11 protein-coding genes are annotated in these 16,467 nt (G+C 63.0%); 8 read left to right on the top strand and 3 right to left on the bottom strand.

Going from position 1 to position 16,467, the window contains the following annotated elements; genetic code table 11:
• Positions 1-162: 162 nt before the first annotated feature.
• Complete coding sequence (locus H2O75_RS09620) at positions 163-2,529, bottom strand: glycogen/starch/alpha-glucan phosphorylase (protein ID WP_182171377.1); 2,367 nt, start codon at positions 2,527-2,529, stop codon at positions 163-165.
• Positions 2,530-2,913: 384 nt separating this feature from the next.
• On the opposite strand from H2O75_RS09620, the gene H2O75_RS09615 reads away from it, so the two are divergent.
• Positions 2,914-4,197, top strand: a complete 1,284-nt coding sequence (locus H2O75_RS09615) for an adenylosuccinate synthase (protein ID WP_182175176.1) — start codon at positions 2,914-2,916, stop codon at positions 4,195-4,197.
• Between the two features lie 75 nt (positions 4,198-4,272).
• Here the strand turns inward: H2O75_RS09615 and H2O75_RS09610 are convergent, their stop codons facing one another.
• Entirely contained in the window at positions 4,273-5,271 is a 999-nt protein-coding gene (locus tag H2O75_RS09610) for a hypothetical protein (protein WP_182171374.1), read from the bottom strand.
• Positions 5,272-5,639: 368 nt separating this feature from the next.
• On the opposite strand from H2O75_RS09610, the gene H2O75_RS09605 reads away from it, so the two are divergent.
• The 7 genes from H2O75_RS09605 to gdhA all read left to right on the top strand — a co-directional run bounded on the left by H2O75_RS09605 (position 5,640) and on the right by gdhA (position 14,640).
• Complete coding sequence (locus H2O75_RS09605; RefSeq protein ID WP_182171371.1) at positions 5,640-7,505, top strand: phosphoenolpyruvate carboxykinase (GTP); 1,866 nt, start codon at positions 5,640-5,642, stop codon at positions 7,503-7,505.
• 136 nt (positions 7,506-7,641) lie between these two features.
• Positions 7,642-8,856, top strand: a complete 1,215-nt coding sequence (gene purD / locus H2O75_RS09600) for a phosphoribosylamine--glycine ligase (protein WP_182171368.1) — start codon at positions 7,642-7,644, stop codon at positions 8,854-8,856.
• Between the two features lie 88 nt (positions 8,857-8,944).
• Positions 8,945-9,850 carry a phosphoribosylaminoimidazolesuccinocarboxamide synthase gene (locus tag H2O75_RS09595; RefSeq protein WP_182171365.1) on the top strand — a complete coding sequence of 302 codons (906 nt, stop codon included), beginning with the start codon at positions 8,945-8,947 and terminating at the stop codon, positions 9,848-9,850.
• 28 nt (positions 9,851-9,878) lie between these two features.
• Entirely contained in the window at positions 9,879-10,130 is a 252-nt protein-coding gene (purS, locus tag H2O75_RS09590; protein WP_182171362.1) for a phosphoribosylformylglycinamidine synthase subunit PurS, read from the top strand.
• Positions 10,127-10,816, top strand: a complete 690-nt coding sequence (gene purQ, locus H2O75_RS09585; protein ID WP_182171359.1) for a phosphoribosylformylglycinamidine synthase subunit PurQ — start codon at positions 10,127-10,129, stop codon at positions 10,814-10,816. Before purS ends, purQ begins: the two co-directional genes overlap by 4 nt.
• Entirely contained in the window at positions 10,813-13,071 is a 2,259-nt protein-coding gene (gene purL / locus H2O75_RS09580; protein WP_182171356.1) for a phosphoribosylformylglycinamidine synthase subunit PurL, read from the top strand. Before purQ ends, purL begins: the two co-directional genes overlap by 4 nt.
• Before the next feature lie 216 nt (positions 13,072-13,287).
• A complete protein-coding gene (gdhA, locus tag H2O75_RS09575) occupies positions 13,288-14,640 on the top strand; it encodes an NADP-specific glutamate dehydrogenase (protein ID WP_182171353.1) in 1,353 nt (450 codons plus the stop codon).
• A 63-nt stretch (positions 14,641-14,703) separates the two neighbouring features.
• On the opposite strand, the gene ptsP is transcribed toward gdhA, so the two are convergent.
• The gene (gene ptsP / locus H2O75_RS09570) at positions 14,704-16,383 is read right to left on the bottom strand and encodes a phosphoenolpyruvate--protein phosphotransferase (RefSeq protein ID WP_182171350.1); all 1,680 of its coding nucleotides are present in this window, start codon (positions 16,381-16,383) and stop codon (positions 14,704-14,706) included.
• Positions 16,384-16,467: the final 84 nt, after the last annotated feature.

Below are 16,467 nucleotides of genomic sequence, written 5' to 3'. Positions count from 1 at the left end.
CACTATCGCCGCGAGAACTGTCCGGCACGCGCACATGCGAATCGACCACGCGGGATCCGGCTCCGCCAGTCAGAGGTATCCGTTCCGGGCGTGATGGTGGGCTCGACATAGCACTGCTCCCCAGGCGCTGGCTTATCCAACGGCTGGGGAGCAGGCTGTCGACTACTTCTTGACGGGTTCGATGCGCCACACCTCACGGGCGTAATCGTTGATCGTCCGGTCGGACGAGAAGCGTCCCGACAGGGTGATGTTGAGCCAGCACTTGCGCGCCCACTCGTTCTGATCCCGGTAATCGTTGAGTGCGCGATCGCGCGCCTCACGGTAGGACGCGAAGTCGCCGAGGACGTAGTAGATGTCGGAGCCGCCGGGGCCCGATTCGAGCAGGGAGCGGCGAATGTCGGCAAACATGCCGGAACCGTTGTCGTCGAGCGTGCCATCGGTGAGCGCGTTGACGACGCGGGTCAGACCCTCCGTTGACTCCATCGCCGCATACGGATCGTAGGACGCCATGATCGTGGGAAGCTCGTCCTCGGTTGCACCGAAGATGTAGGCGTTCTCTTCGCCGACAGCATCGACGATCTCAACGTTCGCGCCATCGAGCGTGCCGAGTGTGAGCGCCCCGTTCATCATGAACTTCATGTTGCCCGTGCCGGATGCTTCCTTGCCCGCCATCGAGATCTGTTCAGAGATGTCGGCTGCGGGAATGACCTTTTCGGCGGGAGAAACATTGTAGTTCTCGATGAAGACGACCTTGAGCTTGTCACCGATCTCGGGATCGTTGTTGACGAGCTCAGCGATCTCGTTGATGAGCTTGATGATGCCCTTGGCGCGGAAGTAGCCGGGGGCTGCCTTGGCGCCGAAGATCGCGACCGACGGGGTGACGTCGAGGCTCGGGTCCGCCTTGATCGCGAAGTAGCGATCGAGGACATAGAAGGCATTGAGGAGCTGGCGCTTGTACTCGTGCAGACGCTTGATCTGAACATCGAACACCGCATCCGGATTGATGGTGATGCCCTGGCGCTTCTCGATCCAGTCCGCAAAGTCCTTCTTGTTCGCCCGCTTGATCTTGATGAGTTCCTTCTGAATCGACTTCAGGTGCGCCTTCGCTGAGAGCGGCGCCAGCATGTCGAGGTTCGAGACCCACGCATCGGAACCGACCTGCTTCGTCAGGAGCTTGGCAAGACGCGGGTTGCACTGGTTGAGCCAGCGGCGCGGCGTCACACCGTTCGTCTTGTTGTTGAACTTCTCCGGCCAGATCTCGTACCAGTCGTTCAACGTGTCCTTCTTGAGGATGTTCGTGTGGATCGCGGCCACACCGTTGATCGAGAACGAGGCATAGCAGGCGATCCATGCCATGTGGATCCGGCCCTGCGAGATCGGGGCCAGGAAATCGATCCGATCATCGGCAATGCCGCGCTGGGCCATATCGATGCGGAAGCGGCGATCGATCTCGGCAATGATCTCGAGAACGCGGCCGAACAGCTGCTGGAAGATCGAGTACTCCCACGTCTCCAACGCCTCGGTGAGGATCGTGTGGTTCGTGTAGGCGAATGTCTTCGTCGTAATATCCCAGGCGTCCTCCCACGTCATGCCGTGGTCGTCGAGGAGGATCCGCATCAGCTCCGGAACGGCAAGCACCGGGTGAGTATCGTTGAGCTGGATACAGTTGTATTCGGCGAACTTCGACATGTCGGTGCCGTGATGTGCGATATAGGAATCGACCATGGTCTGGAGGGATGCGGAGACGAAGAAGTACTGCTGGCGGACGCGCAGGACCTTCCCCTCATACGTCGTGTCGTTCGGGTAGAGCACGCGGCACAGGTCTGCGACGCGCTCACGCTCGACGATCGCATCGGTGAAGCGCTGTGAGTTGAACGCGTCGTAGTCGAACTCCTCCATCGGCTCCGACTTCCACAGGCGGAGCGTGCCCACGTTGTTCGTGCCGTAGCCGGTGATCGGCATGTCGTAGGGGACCGCACGGACGTCGAGATCGTCGAACTTGACGTACCGGGCCTCCTCCTCGCGGCGGATGACGAAGGGATAGCCCTCCTCCATCCACGGGTCCGGATGTTCGCGCTGGAAGCCATCCTCGAAAGACTGCTTGAACAGGCCGTAACGGTAGAGGATGCCGTATCCGGTGACGGGAAGATCGAGAGTTGCGCACGAGTCGAGGAAGCAGGCGGCGAGACGGCCGAGACCGCCGTTGCCCAGCGCCGCGTCGTGTTCAGCCTCGAGCACGTCAGACAGGTTCTGGCCGTGGGCCTTGACGGCCTTCGCGGCCGTATCGACGAGATTGAGGTTCGTCAGGTTGTTGAGGAGGGCGCGGCCCATGAGGAACTCAGCCGAGAAGTAGTGCTGCTGACGGCCGGTAGCCGCACGGGAAACAGACTTCTCCCAATCGTCCGCAATAAGGTCGACGATATTCGAGGACAGGCCCGACCACACCTCCATGGGTGTTGAGGATTCGGGGGACCGTCCCGCGACAGCGCGGGTGAAAGAACCCAGGCTGGATGTGAGATCAGAAGTCACAGATTTCTCCTTCGTAATGAAAAGGCGGCAATGTGCCCTGTCGGCAAGCTTAGTGGGTCTAGAGCGGTCCTTGCGAGCAAACCGGCTTGCCTGGACCGCTCTCAGATTGTCTGGTGGTGATGACGGCCTGCACGGACGGTGGTGCGCACACTCGGAACGGTGCAACCCAGCCGAAGAACCGCAATGGAATCTCACTCAAGCCGAGGTTGGGGCTTGCTCTCGGCTGTGAGTGAGGTCCTATGTGATTCCCAACGGTCCCAGGGCGGCGGCGTGTCACTCCTTGTATGCTTTTCGAGGTGCCTGGACGGCGAGACAGTGCTGTCCCTACCAGCGGAGTTGTCTAGACTGAACAGGCTTTCAGTTCAAAATTTGAAGGAGAACATGATGCCGGCACTTATTGTCATCGGCGCACAGTGGGGCGATGAAGGGAAGGGCAAGGCAACCGACCAGCTCGGCACCGACGTCGACTATGTCGTGAAGTTCAACGGCGGCAACAATGCCGGGCACACGATCGTGGTGAACGGTGAGAAGTTCGCACTCCACCTCATTCCCGCCGGTGCTCTCACCGAGTCCTGCACGCCAGTGATCGGCGGGGGTGTCGTCGTCGATCTTGATGTTCTCTTCCAAGAGATCGATGAGCTGAAGAGCCGCGGCATCGACGCCTCACGGTTGAAGGTGTCGGCGAATGCTCACATCATCCCCTCCTACAACCGCACTCTCGACAAGGTGACGGAACGCTTCCTGGGGAAGCGGAAGATCGGTACGACCGGTCGTGGCATCGGCCCGACGTATGCGGACAAGATGAACAGGATCGGCATCCGCGTCCAGGATCTCTTCGACGCCCCGATCCTGCGCCAGAAGGTCGAGGCCGCTCTCGACCAGAAGAACAGCATGTTCCTCAAGGTCTTCAACACGAAGACGGCAGATGCTGAGGTCGTGACGGAAGAGCTCCTCAAGTATGCGGACCGTATCCGCCCCATGGTGTGCAACGTGACGAACCTGCTCAACGATGCTCTCGACGAGGGGAAGACTGTTGTCTTCGAAGGCGGGCAGGCCACCATGCTCGATGTCGACCATGGCACGTATCCGTTCGTGACATCGTCGTCCGCTACAGCTGGCGGCGCGTGCACCGGATCGGGTGTGGGTCCCACCCGGATCGACCGAGTGGCTGGTGTCGCGAAGGCCTACATCACCCGTGTCGGGGAGGGACCGTTCCCCACGGAGCTCGATGGGGCCGAGGGTGACTGGCTGCGTGAGCGCGGCGGAGAGTACGGTACGACGACTGGCCGTCCCCGCCGCTGCGGCTGGTACGACGCAGTCGTGGCCCGCTATGCCACTCGAGTGAACTCGTTGACGGACCTGGTCCTGACGAAGCTCGACATCCTGTCGACTCTCGAGCAGATTCCCGTCTGTGTCGCCTACGAGGTTGACGGCGTCCGATACGACGACATGCCTGCCGACCAGACGTCCTTCCATCACGCGAAGCCCATCTACGAGTACTTCCCGGGCTGGCAGGAGGATATCTCTGACGCGACCGAGTTCGAGGATCTTCCCCAGAACGCCCAGGATTATGTTCTCGCTCTCGAGGAGCTCTCCGGCGTGCGGATCTCCTCCGTGGGTGTTGGCCCGGGCCGCGAACAGACGATCGTGCGTTTCCCCCTCGTGTGACCCTGGCCCGCACAGTCGGCTAGCGACATAGACTGCTCCCCGGATCCAGAGAGGATCCGGGGAGCTTTCTCGAGGCTAGCTCGGCGAATTCCAGTTGCCCTGATTGTGGGGCGGCTGGTTCGGGTTGTACGGCTGTTGCGGGGGCTGCTGGTTGGGGTTATACGGCTGATTCGGGTTGTAGGGCTGGCTGCCATACGGGTTGGGATGACTGCCGTATTGGCCTCCCTGCGGGTACTGGCCGCCCTGGGGATACTGTCCTCCCTGCGGGATCGGACCGCCCTGCCCGTAGGGGCCGGGCTGGGGGCCGCCGTACTGCCCCGGATACTGACCATCGCCCGGGTTGAAGCCGAGCGGGCCGTAATCTTCGGTCTTATTCTTCTTGCCGCGGAGGATGAGGACGGTTGCGATGCCGGCGAGGATCAGGAGGCCGCCACCGATGACGAACCATGCCCACAGGGGGAATCCGGACTCATCGGAGTCTGCCGCAGGGGCGTCTGCGGTCCCAGAGCCAGAGCCAGAGCCAGAGCCAGAGCCCGTCTTGTATCCGGTTACTTCGAAGCCCGTCGTCAATGCCTCGAAGACGTCGTATGTTGCTCGGTTTCCGTCGATGACTCCGCCGTTCGTGGCTTCGACGATGTCTCCCGGCATCTGTATCGACATGGTGAACTCGAATTCCATGCCCGGGGGCAGTTCGTCGTCCATGGCGGCCGAGGGGTCTGCTTCAGCGACGAAGGTGAATGTGTCGCCGTTGTCGATGAGCGTCTCGCCGTCCACGAGATCCTCCGTCGTCGTCGATGTCATCCGGCAGGCGAGATTCTCGCCTGAGATGTCCTCGATGATGACCTCTTCCTCTTCCGCATCGAAGGGGTCTTCGACGCCGAGCTCGGAGAACAGATCGTCACAGGTGTAGCCGAAGCCGGAGAGCATGCCGGTGGTGTCTTCCATCTCCATCACCATGGAGGCGGAGCCGTCCTCCTGGATCTGGATGGCGATGTCCCCTCGGCAGGCTGAGAGGACGAGCAGGGTCGGCGCGATAGCTGTGATTGCCAGCGCCCTTTTCGTGCGTGTATTCATGGGGATCCTTTCAGGATGCCGGAAGCTGGGCCTTGCCACCACACTAGTAGTCATCTGCCCGTTATTGCGAGCATTCTCCCTGGGGAGCTCTCTCATTCAGCACCCTTATCCGGTTCCGGGGAACAGTCAATGACATATGTCCGAATTGGTCGGAATTTCATCAACGGATCCCGATGCGTCCAACCTGCACTCAGCAGCGGACAAATAGGACACGATTATAGGGACTTCTGGGTCAACAGTCCTAGTTATTTCCCTTGTAATTAAAGCCTATAGTCCCAGCTAAAAGCCGTTATCGAGGTGGATAATTTATATCGGTACTTGACCATAGAAGGAAAAAGACCATCGCCTAGTTTCTAGGAGGAAGCGCGATGACTGACAAGACCTACACCGTCGAAGGTGTCAAGGCAGATGCTCCCGAGATCGCCCCGGCGGATCTCGTTGCATGGGTAACCGAGATCGCCAACCTGACCAAGCCCACGGATATTTTCTGGGTTGACGGATCAGAGGAAGAGTGGAACCTGCTCACCGGGCAGATGGTGGAGTCTGGTATGTTCACCCGTCTCAACCCCGAGAAGAGGCCGAACTCGTTCCTGGCCCGTTCACTCCCCTCGGACGTCGCCCGCGTTGAGTCGCGGACATACATCTGCTCCGAGAAGGAAGAAGATGCTGGGCCGACCAACAACTGGGCCGACCCGAAGGAAATGAAGGCAATCCTCAACCCGCTCTTCGACGGTTCGATGCGCGGACGCACCATGTACGTGATTCCGTTCTCCATGGGTCCCATCGGCGGTCCGATCTCGCAGCTCGGCATCGAGATCACCGACTCCCCCTACGTTGTCGTCAACATGAGGATCATGACTCGCATGGGCACCCCCGCCCTCGAGCTCATCGGCAAGGGCCAGGAATGGGTCCCCGCCGTGCACTCGGTCGGCTACCCGCTCATCGACGCCGAGGGCAATGAACGCCCCGACACCGCATGGCCGTGCAACGAGGAGAAGTACATTACGCACTTCCCCGAGACGAACGAGATCTGGTCCTACGGCTCCGGCTACGGCGGCAACGCCCTGCTCGGCAAGAAGTGCTTCGCTCTCCGCATCGCCTCGACGATGGCACGCCGTGACGGCTGGATGGCTGAGCACATGCTCATCCTCCGCCTCACCGAAGAGGAGACCGGCAAGCAGTTCCATGTCGCAGCGGCCTTCCCGTCCGCCTGTGGCAAGACCAACCTTGCCATGCTCCAGCCCACGATCGAGGGCTACAAGGTCGAGACGATCGGCGACGACATCGCATGGATGCGCCCCGGCGAAGACGGCACGCTGCGTGCGATCAACCCCGAGGCAGGCTTCTTCGGCGTCGCACCGGGCACGTCCTACAAGACGAACCCGATGGCCATGGACACGGCACGCGCCAACTCCATCTTCACCAACGTCGCCCTGACTGATGATGGCGATGTCTGGTGGGAGGGCATCGACGGCGAGATGCCGGATCACCTCATCGACTGGCACGGCAACGACTACACGAAGGCTGACGCTGAGGAGGGCAAGCTCGCCGCTCACCCGAACTCGCGCTTCACCGTCCCCGCCTCGCAGTGCCCGATCGTCTGCCCCGACTGGGAAGCACCCGAAGGTGTCGCGATCGACGCGATCCTCTTCGGCGGACGCCGCGCCACGAACGTGCCGCTCGTCGCTGAACAGTACAGCCAGGATCACGGCGTCTTCATCGGCGCATCGGTTGCCTCCGAGGTCACCGCTGCCGCGACGGACGTCAAGGCCGGCTCGCTGCGCCACGACCCCTTCGCCATGCTCCCCTTCTGCGGCTACAACATGGCCGACTACTGGGGCCACTGGACGGAGATGCAGGCGAAGCTTGGCGACAAGTTCCCCAAGGTCTACCAGGTCAACTGGTTCCGCAAGGACGAGAACGGCAAGTTCATGTGGCCCGGCTTCGGCGACAACGCCCGTGTCCTCGACTGGATCGTCCGCCGCGCCGATGGTCGCGTCGAGGCCATCGACGGCATCACCGGCCGCTACCCCAAGATTGAAGACTTCAACCTTGAAGGCACCGATGTCGGCCAGGAGGAGTGGAACAAGCTCTTCGAGACCGACCCCGATGCGTGGGCAGCCGAGATCGACCACACCGAGGAATACTTCACCCAGTTCGGCGACAGGGTTCCCGCCTCGATCAACAACGAGCTCGCAGCATACCGCGGGCGCATCGAGGAAGCACGCAAGTAATCACAGTCTCTTCGCATAGAGAATGAAGGGCAGGTGCCACGGCACCTGCCCTTCAGCTTGTGTGAGACTCGCTCATTCTGCGAACGATCGGCCGATGCTTGCGGGACGATGAACGCGGCGGCGGTAGGCTCAAGGCATGAAGATCCTTCTCCTTGGTTCCGGTGGACGCGAGCATGCTCTGGCTCTCGCCATGGCCACCCACGTCGACACCCTGATCGCAGTTCCCGGCAACCCCGGCATCGCGGCAATCCCCAATGCCGAATGCCTCGACGGAGACATCCTCAGCGGGGAGGATATGGTGCAGATTGCGCTGCGCCGCAACGTTGACCTCGTCGTCATCGGCCCAGAGGCGCCCCTCGTTGCCGGGGTGAGCGATGATCTGCGCGATGCTGGGATCGCCGTGTTCGGGCCCAGCGCGGCCGCCGCGCAGCTCGAGGGATCGAAGGCATTCGCGAAGAAGATCATGGCGCTCGCGGAGGTTCCCACCGCGATGGCCCACATCTGTTCCACGCGCGAGCAGGCTGATGATGCGCTCGACATGTTCCCCGCACCGTTCGTCGTCAAGGACGATGGTCTGGCGGCCGGGAAGGGTGTTGTTGTCACGACCGATATCGAGGAGGCCCGTGAGCACGCCTACTACTGCATTGACAGGGGCGGCTCCGTTGTCATCGAGGAATACCTCGATGGTCCCGAGGTTTCCCTGCTCTGCCTGTGCGATGGGAAGACGGTCGTCCCACTCGAGGCCGCCCAAGATTTCAAGCGTCTGCGCGATGGCGATGAGGGGCCGAACACGGGGGGCATGGGATCGTACTCTCCGCTCCCGTGGGCTCCCGCCGGGCTGGCGGATGAGGTCCTCGACCGTGTCGCCTACCCTGTGATCCGCGAGCTGGAGCGGCAGGGCACTCCCTTCGTCGGCATCCTCTATGTCGGACTCGCGCTGACTGAGCGCGGGATCCGCGTCATCGAGTTCAATGTGCGCTTCGGCGATCCGGAGACGCAGGCTGTCCTGCCCAGGCTCCGCACCCCACTCCCGGACGTTCTCCTGGCAGCCGCCAACGGCACGCTCGAACAGGTGCCTCCCCTCGACTGGGATCCGGGCGCCGTTGTCGCCGTCGTCCTCGCAGCCGAGGGCTACCCGGGCAGGCTGACTCTCGGGGTGCCCGTCACGTCGACTGATGTCATCCATGCCGGCACGTCCGAGGTTGACGGCCAGGTTGTGACATCCGGGGGCAGGGTTCTTGCAGTGCGAGGGTTCGGGGCAACCGTGGCGGAGGCCAGGGCCGATGCCTATGCGAAGATCCAGCCCTTCGAGGGAGCCCAGTACAGGACCGATATCGCCGCCGGCATCTGACCGGGCACAGGTTCGAAGGAGTGTCGCCATGCGAACAATCGCCGGAGAAGGGGGCGAAACTTCCCCCTTTTCGTGGGAGAATGAGGGCATGAATCAGAGCCCCACGAAGAACCTGCGCGGCTGGACCCACGTCAAGTCCGGCAAGGTGCGCGACCTTTATGTGCCGACCGAGTTGACGACACATTCGGGCCGCGACACGGTTCTCATCGTGGCCTCGGATCGCATCTCCGCCTTCGACCATGTGCTGCCCACACCGATCCCGGGGAAGGGCCGCATCCTCACCTCGATGACGATGTGGTGGTTCGATCAGCTGAACGATGTCACCCAGAACCATTTCGTGTCGGTCGATGTGCCGGACGAGGTGAAGGGCCGTGCCATGCTGACGGAGCGTCTGCAGATGGTGCCCGTCGAGTGCGTCGTGCGCGGTTACATCAGCGGCTCCGCCCTGGCCGAGTATCGTGAGACGGGATCGATCTGCGGGATCGCGCTCCCCGAGGGGCTCCGCGAGGGCGATGAACTGCCCGAGCCGATCTTCACTCCCGCCGCGAAGGCAGACGTCGGCGATCACGATGTCAACATCACGTTCGAGCAGGTCGAGGAGATCACAGGGAAGGATCTCGCCCGCTCGCTCCGCTCCATTTCCCTAGCCCTCTACAACCGGGCCCGAGAGATCGCCGCGAAGCAGGGCATCATCCTGGCGGATACGAAGTTCGAGTTCGGCAGGCGCCTCCAGCCGGGCGAGACAGACCTCGTCTTGGCTGACGAGATCCTGACCCCGGACTCGTCGAGGTTCTGGGACGCGGCCACCTACGAGCCGGGGAAGGCGCAGCCCTCTCTCGATAAGCAGTACATCCGCGACTGGTTGACATCGGACGAATCGGGCTGGGATCGGGTGTCCGCACCGCCGGAGCTTCCCGCGCACGTCGTGGAGAAAACACAGGAACGATACATTCACGCCTACGAGCGGCTCACAGGGCAGACCTGGGGGCGCTGATCGGGGCGCAGGCGCTACAGTTGTGCCCATGGGACGCATCATTGTAGAAGTCATGCCGAAGCCTGAAATCCTTGATCCGCAAGGGAAAGCCATTGCTGGCGCTCTCTCGCACCAGGGTTTCACCGAGTTCACCGACGTTCGCCAGGGTAAACGGTTCGAGTTGACCGTTGAGGGTGACGTCACAGATGAAGCCCTCGAGGCGGCACGGAAAGCGGCCGAAGGCGTGCTCTCCAATCCCGTCATCGAGGATGTCGTCGGCATCTATGCGGAGGACAAGTGAAGGTAGGTGTCATCACCTTCCCGGGCTCCCTCGATGAGGGGGACGCGCGAAGGGCAGTCCGGCTGGCCGGCGGGCAGGCCGTGGAGCTCTGGCACGCTGATCGAGACCTTCACGGTGTCGACGCTGTGATCATTCCCGGCGGGTTCTCGTACGGCGATTACCTCCGGTGCGGTGCCATCGCGGCTCTCGCCCCGGTCATGCAATCCGTGATCGACCGAGCCAAGGACGGCATGCCCGTTCTCGGCATCTGCAACGGATTCCAGGTGCTGTGCGAGTCCGGGCTGCTGCCCGGCGCTCTCGTGCGCAACGACCACCAGAAGTTTATCTGCCGCGAACAGAAGCTCCGCGTGGAATCCACTCGGACCGCCTGGTCGAGCGGCTTCTCGGAAGGTGCGGAGATCACGATCCCGCTCAAGAACGGGGAGGGCTCCTTCCAGGCGCACGACGAGACGATCGCCGAGCTCGAGGGGGAGGGCCGTGTGGTCTTCCGCTACGTGGACGGCAACCCGAACGGCTCCCGAAACGATATCGCAGGAATCTCCAACGCCGCCGGGAACGTTGTCGGCCTCATGCCGCACCCCGAGCATGCTGTGGAAGCGGGCTACGGTCCCGACTCCCCGTCCGGCATCCGCACCGGAACCGACGGCCTCATCATCTTCCAGTCACTCATGGGGGTTCTCCGATGATCCACGATACCGTTGCGAATGCGGCAGCCACGCCCGACCAGGAGATGCCGTACGCGGCCCTCGGCCTGAAAGACAACGAATACGCCCACATCAAGGAACTGCTCGGCCGGCGTCCCACGAATGCGGAACTCGCCATGTACTCCGTCATGTGGTCGGAACACTGCTCCTACAAGTCCTCCAAAAAGCATTTGAAGGAACAGTTCGGCGCCAAGACGACGAAGGCCATGAGCAAGCATCTCCTGGTCGGCATGGGCCAGAACGCCGGCGTCGTCGACATCGGCGATGGTTGGGCGGTCACGTTCAAAGTGGAGTCGCACAACTCACCCTCCTACGTGGAGCCCTATCAGGGAGCCGCCACGGGAGTCGGCGGCATCGTCCGCGACATCATCGCCATGGGTGCGCGTCCCGTCGCCGTCATGGACCAGCTGCGCTTCGGGGACCCGAACGAGCAAGACACGTGGCGGGTGGCCAACGGTGCCATCTCCGGCATCGCCGGCTACGGCAACAGCCTCGGCCTGCCCAACATCGGAGGGGAAGTCGAATTCGATTCCTCCTACCAGGGCAACCCGCTCGTCAACGCCCTCGCGGTCGGCGTCATGCGCCACGAGGACATCCATCTTGCCAACGCCGAAGGCGTCGGCAACAAGATTGTCCTGTTCGGTGCCCGCACCGGCGGCGATGGTATCGGCGGCGCCTCCATCCTTGCCTCCGAGGCTTTCGATGGGGGAGTGCCCACGAAGCGCCCCTCCGTTCAGGTAGGGGATCCCTTCATGGAGAAGGTCCTCATCGAATGCTGCATGGAGCTGTTCCGCGACGGCACCGTCGAGGCGATCCAGGACCTCGGTGCCGCCGGCATCTCCTGCGCCACCTCCGAGCTTGCCGCCAACGGCGGGTCGGGCATGCACGTCGATCTGGAAGAGGTGCTCCTGCGCGATCCCACTCTCAACGCGGGCGAGATCCTCATGTCCGAATCCCAGGAACGGATGATGGCAGTCGTCTCCCCGGAGCGTCTCGATGACTTCATGGCGATCATCGCCAAATGGGAGGTGGAAGCCTCCGTCATCGGTGAAGTGACCGGCAATGGCAGGCTCACCATCGATCACGATGGTCACCGGATCGTCGACGTCGATCCGACAACCGTTGCGGTCGACGGCCCCGTCTATGATCGGCCCTACTCCCGCCCCTCGTGGCAGGACGACCTGCAGGCGGACTCGGCCGACAGGCTGGAATGGCCGGCACCGGGCGACGAGCTGCGGGAACAGATCATCCAGGTCCTCCACTCTCCCAACCAGGCGCCCAAAGACTGGGTGACAAGCCAATACGACCGCTTCGTGCGCGGGAACACGGCACTGTCCCAGCCCGACGATGCGGGGGTCATCCGTGTCGACGAGGAGACCGGGCGAGGCGTTGCGATCTCGACAGACGCAAACGGCTGGTTCACGAAGCTCGACCCGTACGAGGGCGCCCGCCAAGCTCTTGCCGAGTCCTACCGGAACGTCGCGACAGTGGGTGCCCGCCCGCTCGCCGTGACGGATTGCCTGAACTTCGGCAACCCCGAGAAGCCAGAACTCATGTGGCAGCTCGTCAAGGCGATGGAGGGGCTGGCAGACGGCTGTGCCGAGCTCGGCATCCCCGTCACCGGCGGCAACGTGTCCCTCTACAACTCGTCCGGTGAGGAATCGATCAACCCGACCCCCGTCGTCGGCATGCTCGGCGTCCTCGACGACGTCACGGTCGCCAGCCCTTCGGGCTGGGTCGAGGAAGGCCTCGCGATCGTCGCCCTCGGGGACGTCGCGGCAGAACTCGACGGGTCGGCATGGGCGCGCACCGTCCACGATCATCTCGGAGGGCTCCCGCCCGCGGTCAACCTGGCGCGAGAAGTGGCCCTCGGAAACGTTCTCATCGCACTCGCGGAGGCCGGGATCACGAAGGCCGCCCATGACGTGTCGAACGGCGGCCTGATCCAGACGGTGACGGACATGGTGCTCCGCAATCGCGTCGGAGCGTCTATCGACGTCCGTCCGCTCGGTGCCGGCGACTTCGTGTCGCTGTTCTCCGAATCGCAGGCGCGTGCGGTGATCGCCGTGGACGAGGAGCATTGGCCGGTTGTCGTGGCTGCCGCCGAGGCGGAGGGCGTGACCGTCTCCCGCATCGGCACCACGGGCGGCAGGCGACTCGTCATCGAGGGCGAGGAAACCTACTCGTTCCTCATCGACGAGCTTGTCGGTCCCACCCCTCGGGCGCCGCAGAACTGAGTATTGTCCACCGGCTTCGGCCGATATATGATGCACTCCCTCGCGTGAGAGCCTCCCGGATCGGGAATCTCAATCGTGGGGGAGTGTGCTTTTTTGGCGGACTTTGGGCGATTTACCTCCGGGTTGCCGATGTTCGGGGGTATGGCCGAGAAATGTGGAATATTTCGCAGTGGACGGTTGTGCGCGGATTTCCCTCAATGAACTAGCGTTTCTGGTATGAGTAGCATCGCGAATGAATACATCGAGTCAGTCCTCGACGGCCTGGCTGTACGTAACCCTGGCGAAGCGGAGTTCCACGAAGCTGTCACCGGCGTGCTGACGACCCTCGCTCCCGTCCTCGAACAGCACCCCGAATACCAGGACGCTGCTATCCTCGAGCGAATCATCGAACCGGAACGTGTCATCCACTTCCGTGTGCCGTGGGTCGACGATGAGGGTAAGTACCACGTCAACCGCGGTTACCGAGTCCAGTTCAACTCGGCCCTCGGCCCGTACAAGGGTGGGATCCGATTCCATCCTTCCGTCACCGCATCGATCGTCAAGTTCCTCGGCTTCGAACAGACCTTCAAGAATGCTCTCACCTACCAGCAGATCGGCGGCGGCAAGGGCGGATCCGACTTCGACCCGCACGGCCGCTCCGACAACGAGATCATGCGTTTCTGCCAGTCCTTCATGACGGGCCTGTACCGCAACATCGGCCCGGATCTCGACATCCCTGCCGGTGACATCGGGGTGGGCGGCCGCGAGGTCGGCTACATGTTCGGCCAGTACAAGAGGCTCCGCGGACGCTTCGAGGCGGGCGTTCTCACCGGCAAGGGCGTCGAATGGGGAGGCTCTCTCATCCGCACCGAGGCCACCGGCTACGGTCTCGTCGCGTTCACGGAGAACATGCTCCAGACCCGGGGCGAAAGCCTGGAGGGACAGACGGTCTCCGTCTCGGGCTCCGGCAACGTCGCGATCTACGCGATCGAGCGTCTCCTCGCCTACGGGGCACGCCCCGTCACCTTCTCCGACTCGTCCGGCTGGGTATATGACGCCGATGGCGTCGACCTCGAGCTCCTCAAGGACATCAAAGAGGTCAACCGCGGCCGCGTTGCCGACTATGTCGAGGAGCGCCCCCGCGCAGAGCTGCACACCCGCGGCTCGATCTGGGACGTCCCCGTCGACATCGCCCTCCCGTGTGCAGTCCAGCTCGAGCTCACCGCGAAGGACGCTCGTACACTCATCAAGAACGGCGTCAAGGCCGTCGCAGAGGGCTCGAACATGTCGACCACAGCTGATGGTGTTGAGGTATTCGACGATGCTGACGCCCTCTACGGCCCCGGCAAGGCTGCCAATGCGGGCGGCGTCGCCGTCTCCGCTCTGGAGATGCAGCAGAACGCCGCACGCCAGTCCTGGACTGCGGAGGATGTCGCCAACCGTCTCGACACGATCATGGAAGATATCCACAACCAGTGCACGGAAGCATCGATGACGTACGTCGGTCGTCCCGATGACTACGTGACAGGCTCGAACGCGGCCGGCTTCGTTCGCGTTGCCGATGCGATGATCGCGCAGGGCGTCATCTAGGCCCCTCATATCGATCGAGGGCGGTGGGCCACAAGCCCACCGCCCTCCTCTTTGTCGAGACAGTTACCAGGTGTGGGATTCGTTGAGGACAGCAAGTGCCAGGTAGCGGGCTTCGGCGGGGTCGCTTGCGCCGAGGACAGCATCGGCCGCCCTCCTGCACTGGTCGAAGGTGACGGAGTCCAGGCGCGAGCCGACATACGGGATCGCGCTGGGCGCCATGGACAGGGACGTCACGCCCATGCCGATCAGGACAGCGGCAAGGTTCGGATCCGCTGCCGCTTCCCCGCACACTCCGACAGGCTTGCCGTGGCGGAGGCCCGCCTGCGCGATCCCGTGGATGAGAGTGAGCACGGCAGGCTGCCAGTTGTCCGTGTACGTCGCCAGGTTCGCGTTGCCTCGATCGGCCGCCATGACGTACTGGGTGAGATCGTTCGTGCCGATCGACACGAAGTCGATCTCCTCGAGGAACTTGTCGATCAAGATCGCGGCCGAGGGGACCTCGATCATGATGCCGGCCTTGATGCCGTGGGTGCGGACGAGTGACGCGAACCAGCGGGCTTCCGCTACGGTCGACACCATGGGCGCCATGATCCAATTCGGGCCGTCGTGCTCGTTCGAGGCCTCGACGAGTGCCTCGATCTGGCGGGTGAGAAGACCCTGGTCGATGCCGGAGGTGCGCAGTCCGCGCACTCCGAGCGCCGGGTTCTCTTCGTTCGGCACCGATGCGAAGGCGACCGGCTTGTCCGACCCGGCGTCGAGCGTTCGGACAACGATCTTCGCGCCGGGGAAGCATTGGAAGACTGAACTGTAGAGCTTGACCTGCTCCTCGACGGAGGGCTCGGTCGGGGTGTTGAGGAAGCCGAGCTCGGTTCGGAAGAGTCCGATGCCGGAGGCCTGTGATTCTTCGGCGCGCTCAGCGCCCGCACGATCCTGGATGTTGGCAAGGATTTCGACGGCATGGCCGTCCTTGGTCTGTGCAGGGCCGTGCCAGGAGCGAGCCAGTCTGCGCCGTTCAGCATCTTCTCGTGCGAGAGACTCGGCGGTCTCCGTGTCGGGATCGACCGAGTACTCACCCGAATCCCCGTCCATGATCAGCGTCGCGCCGTTGGGCACATTCCCGAGGTCGCGGGCGGCGACGATGCAGGGGATGGAGAGCTGGCGGCAGATGATCGACGTGTGGGACGTGGGGCCGCCGAGACGGGTGATGATGCCGAGGATGAGGTCCGGGTCGAGGCCGGCCGTGTCGGCGGGTGCGAGATCGTCCGCGAGGAGAATGATCGGCTCATCGGGTGTCGGGACACCAGGCTCCGGATCGCCGTTGATCTCAGCGATGACACGGTTCCTCATGTCGAGGAGGTCGGTGACGCGCTCCGCCATGAGCCCGCCCGCCTGCTTGAAGATATCGGCGAACATGGCGGTGGCCTGGGCAACTGACTGGACCGCTGGGGTGCCCGACGCGATCCGCTTTGACACTTCTCTGCGCCACCCAGCATCCTTCGCGAAGCCGGCAGAGACGGCCAGGATGTCAGATGCTGTGCCGACCGTATTCGCGGCACGATCGAGGAGGCGTCCCGCGACAGCATCCGCCGCGGCGGTGAAACGCTCGGATTCGATCCCCCGCCTATCTTCGCTGATCACCTCCGACGTGTCCTCGGGCTCGGGTACTGCCCGTGCCCAGGCTGTCTTTCCGTAGGAGACCCCGGGGACAACAGGAGTCCCATAGAGGGTGAGCGACGCTTCCATATGGCGTTCCTTCCAGATCGCGCTCCACTGAGTGGCTTCGTCAGCATTCTAGTTGAGCGCGCTCGGGACCAGAGATTCACCGAG

This window comes from Flaviflexus equikiangi (genome assembly GCF_014069875.1).
Classification (GTDB): Bacteria; Actinomycetota; Actinomycetes; order Actinomycetales; family Actinomycetaceae; genus Flaviflexus; species Flaviflexus equikiangi.
The sequence above is the reverse complement of the archived record's forward strand: the minus strand, read 5'-3'. Positions and strand labels throughout refer to the sequence as shown.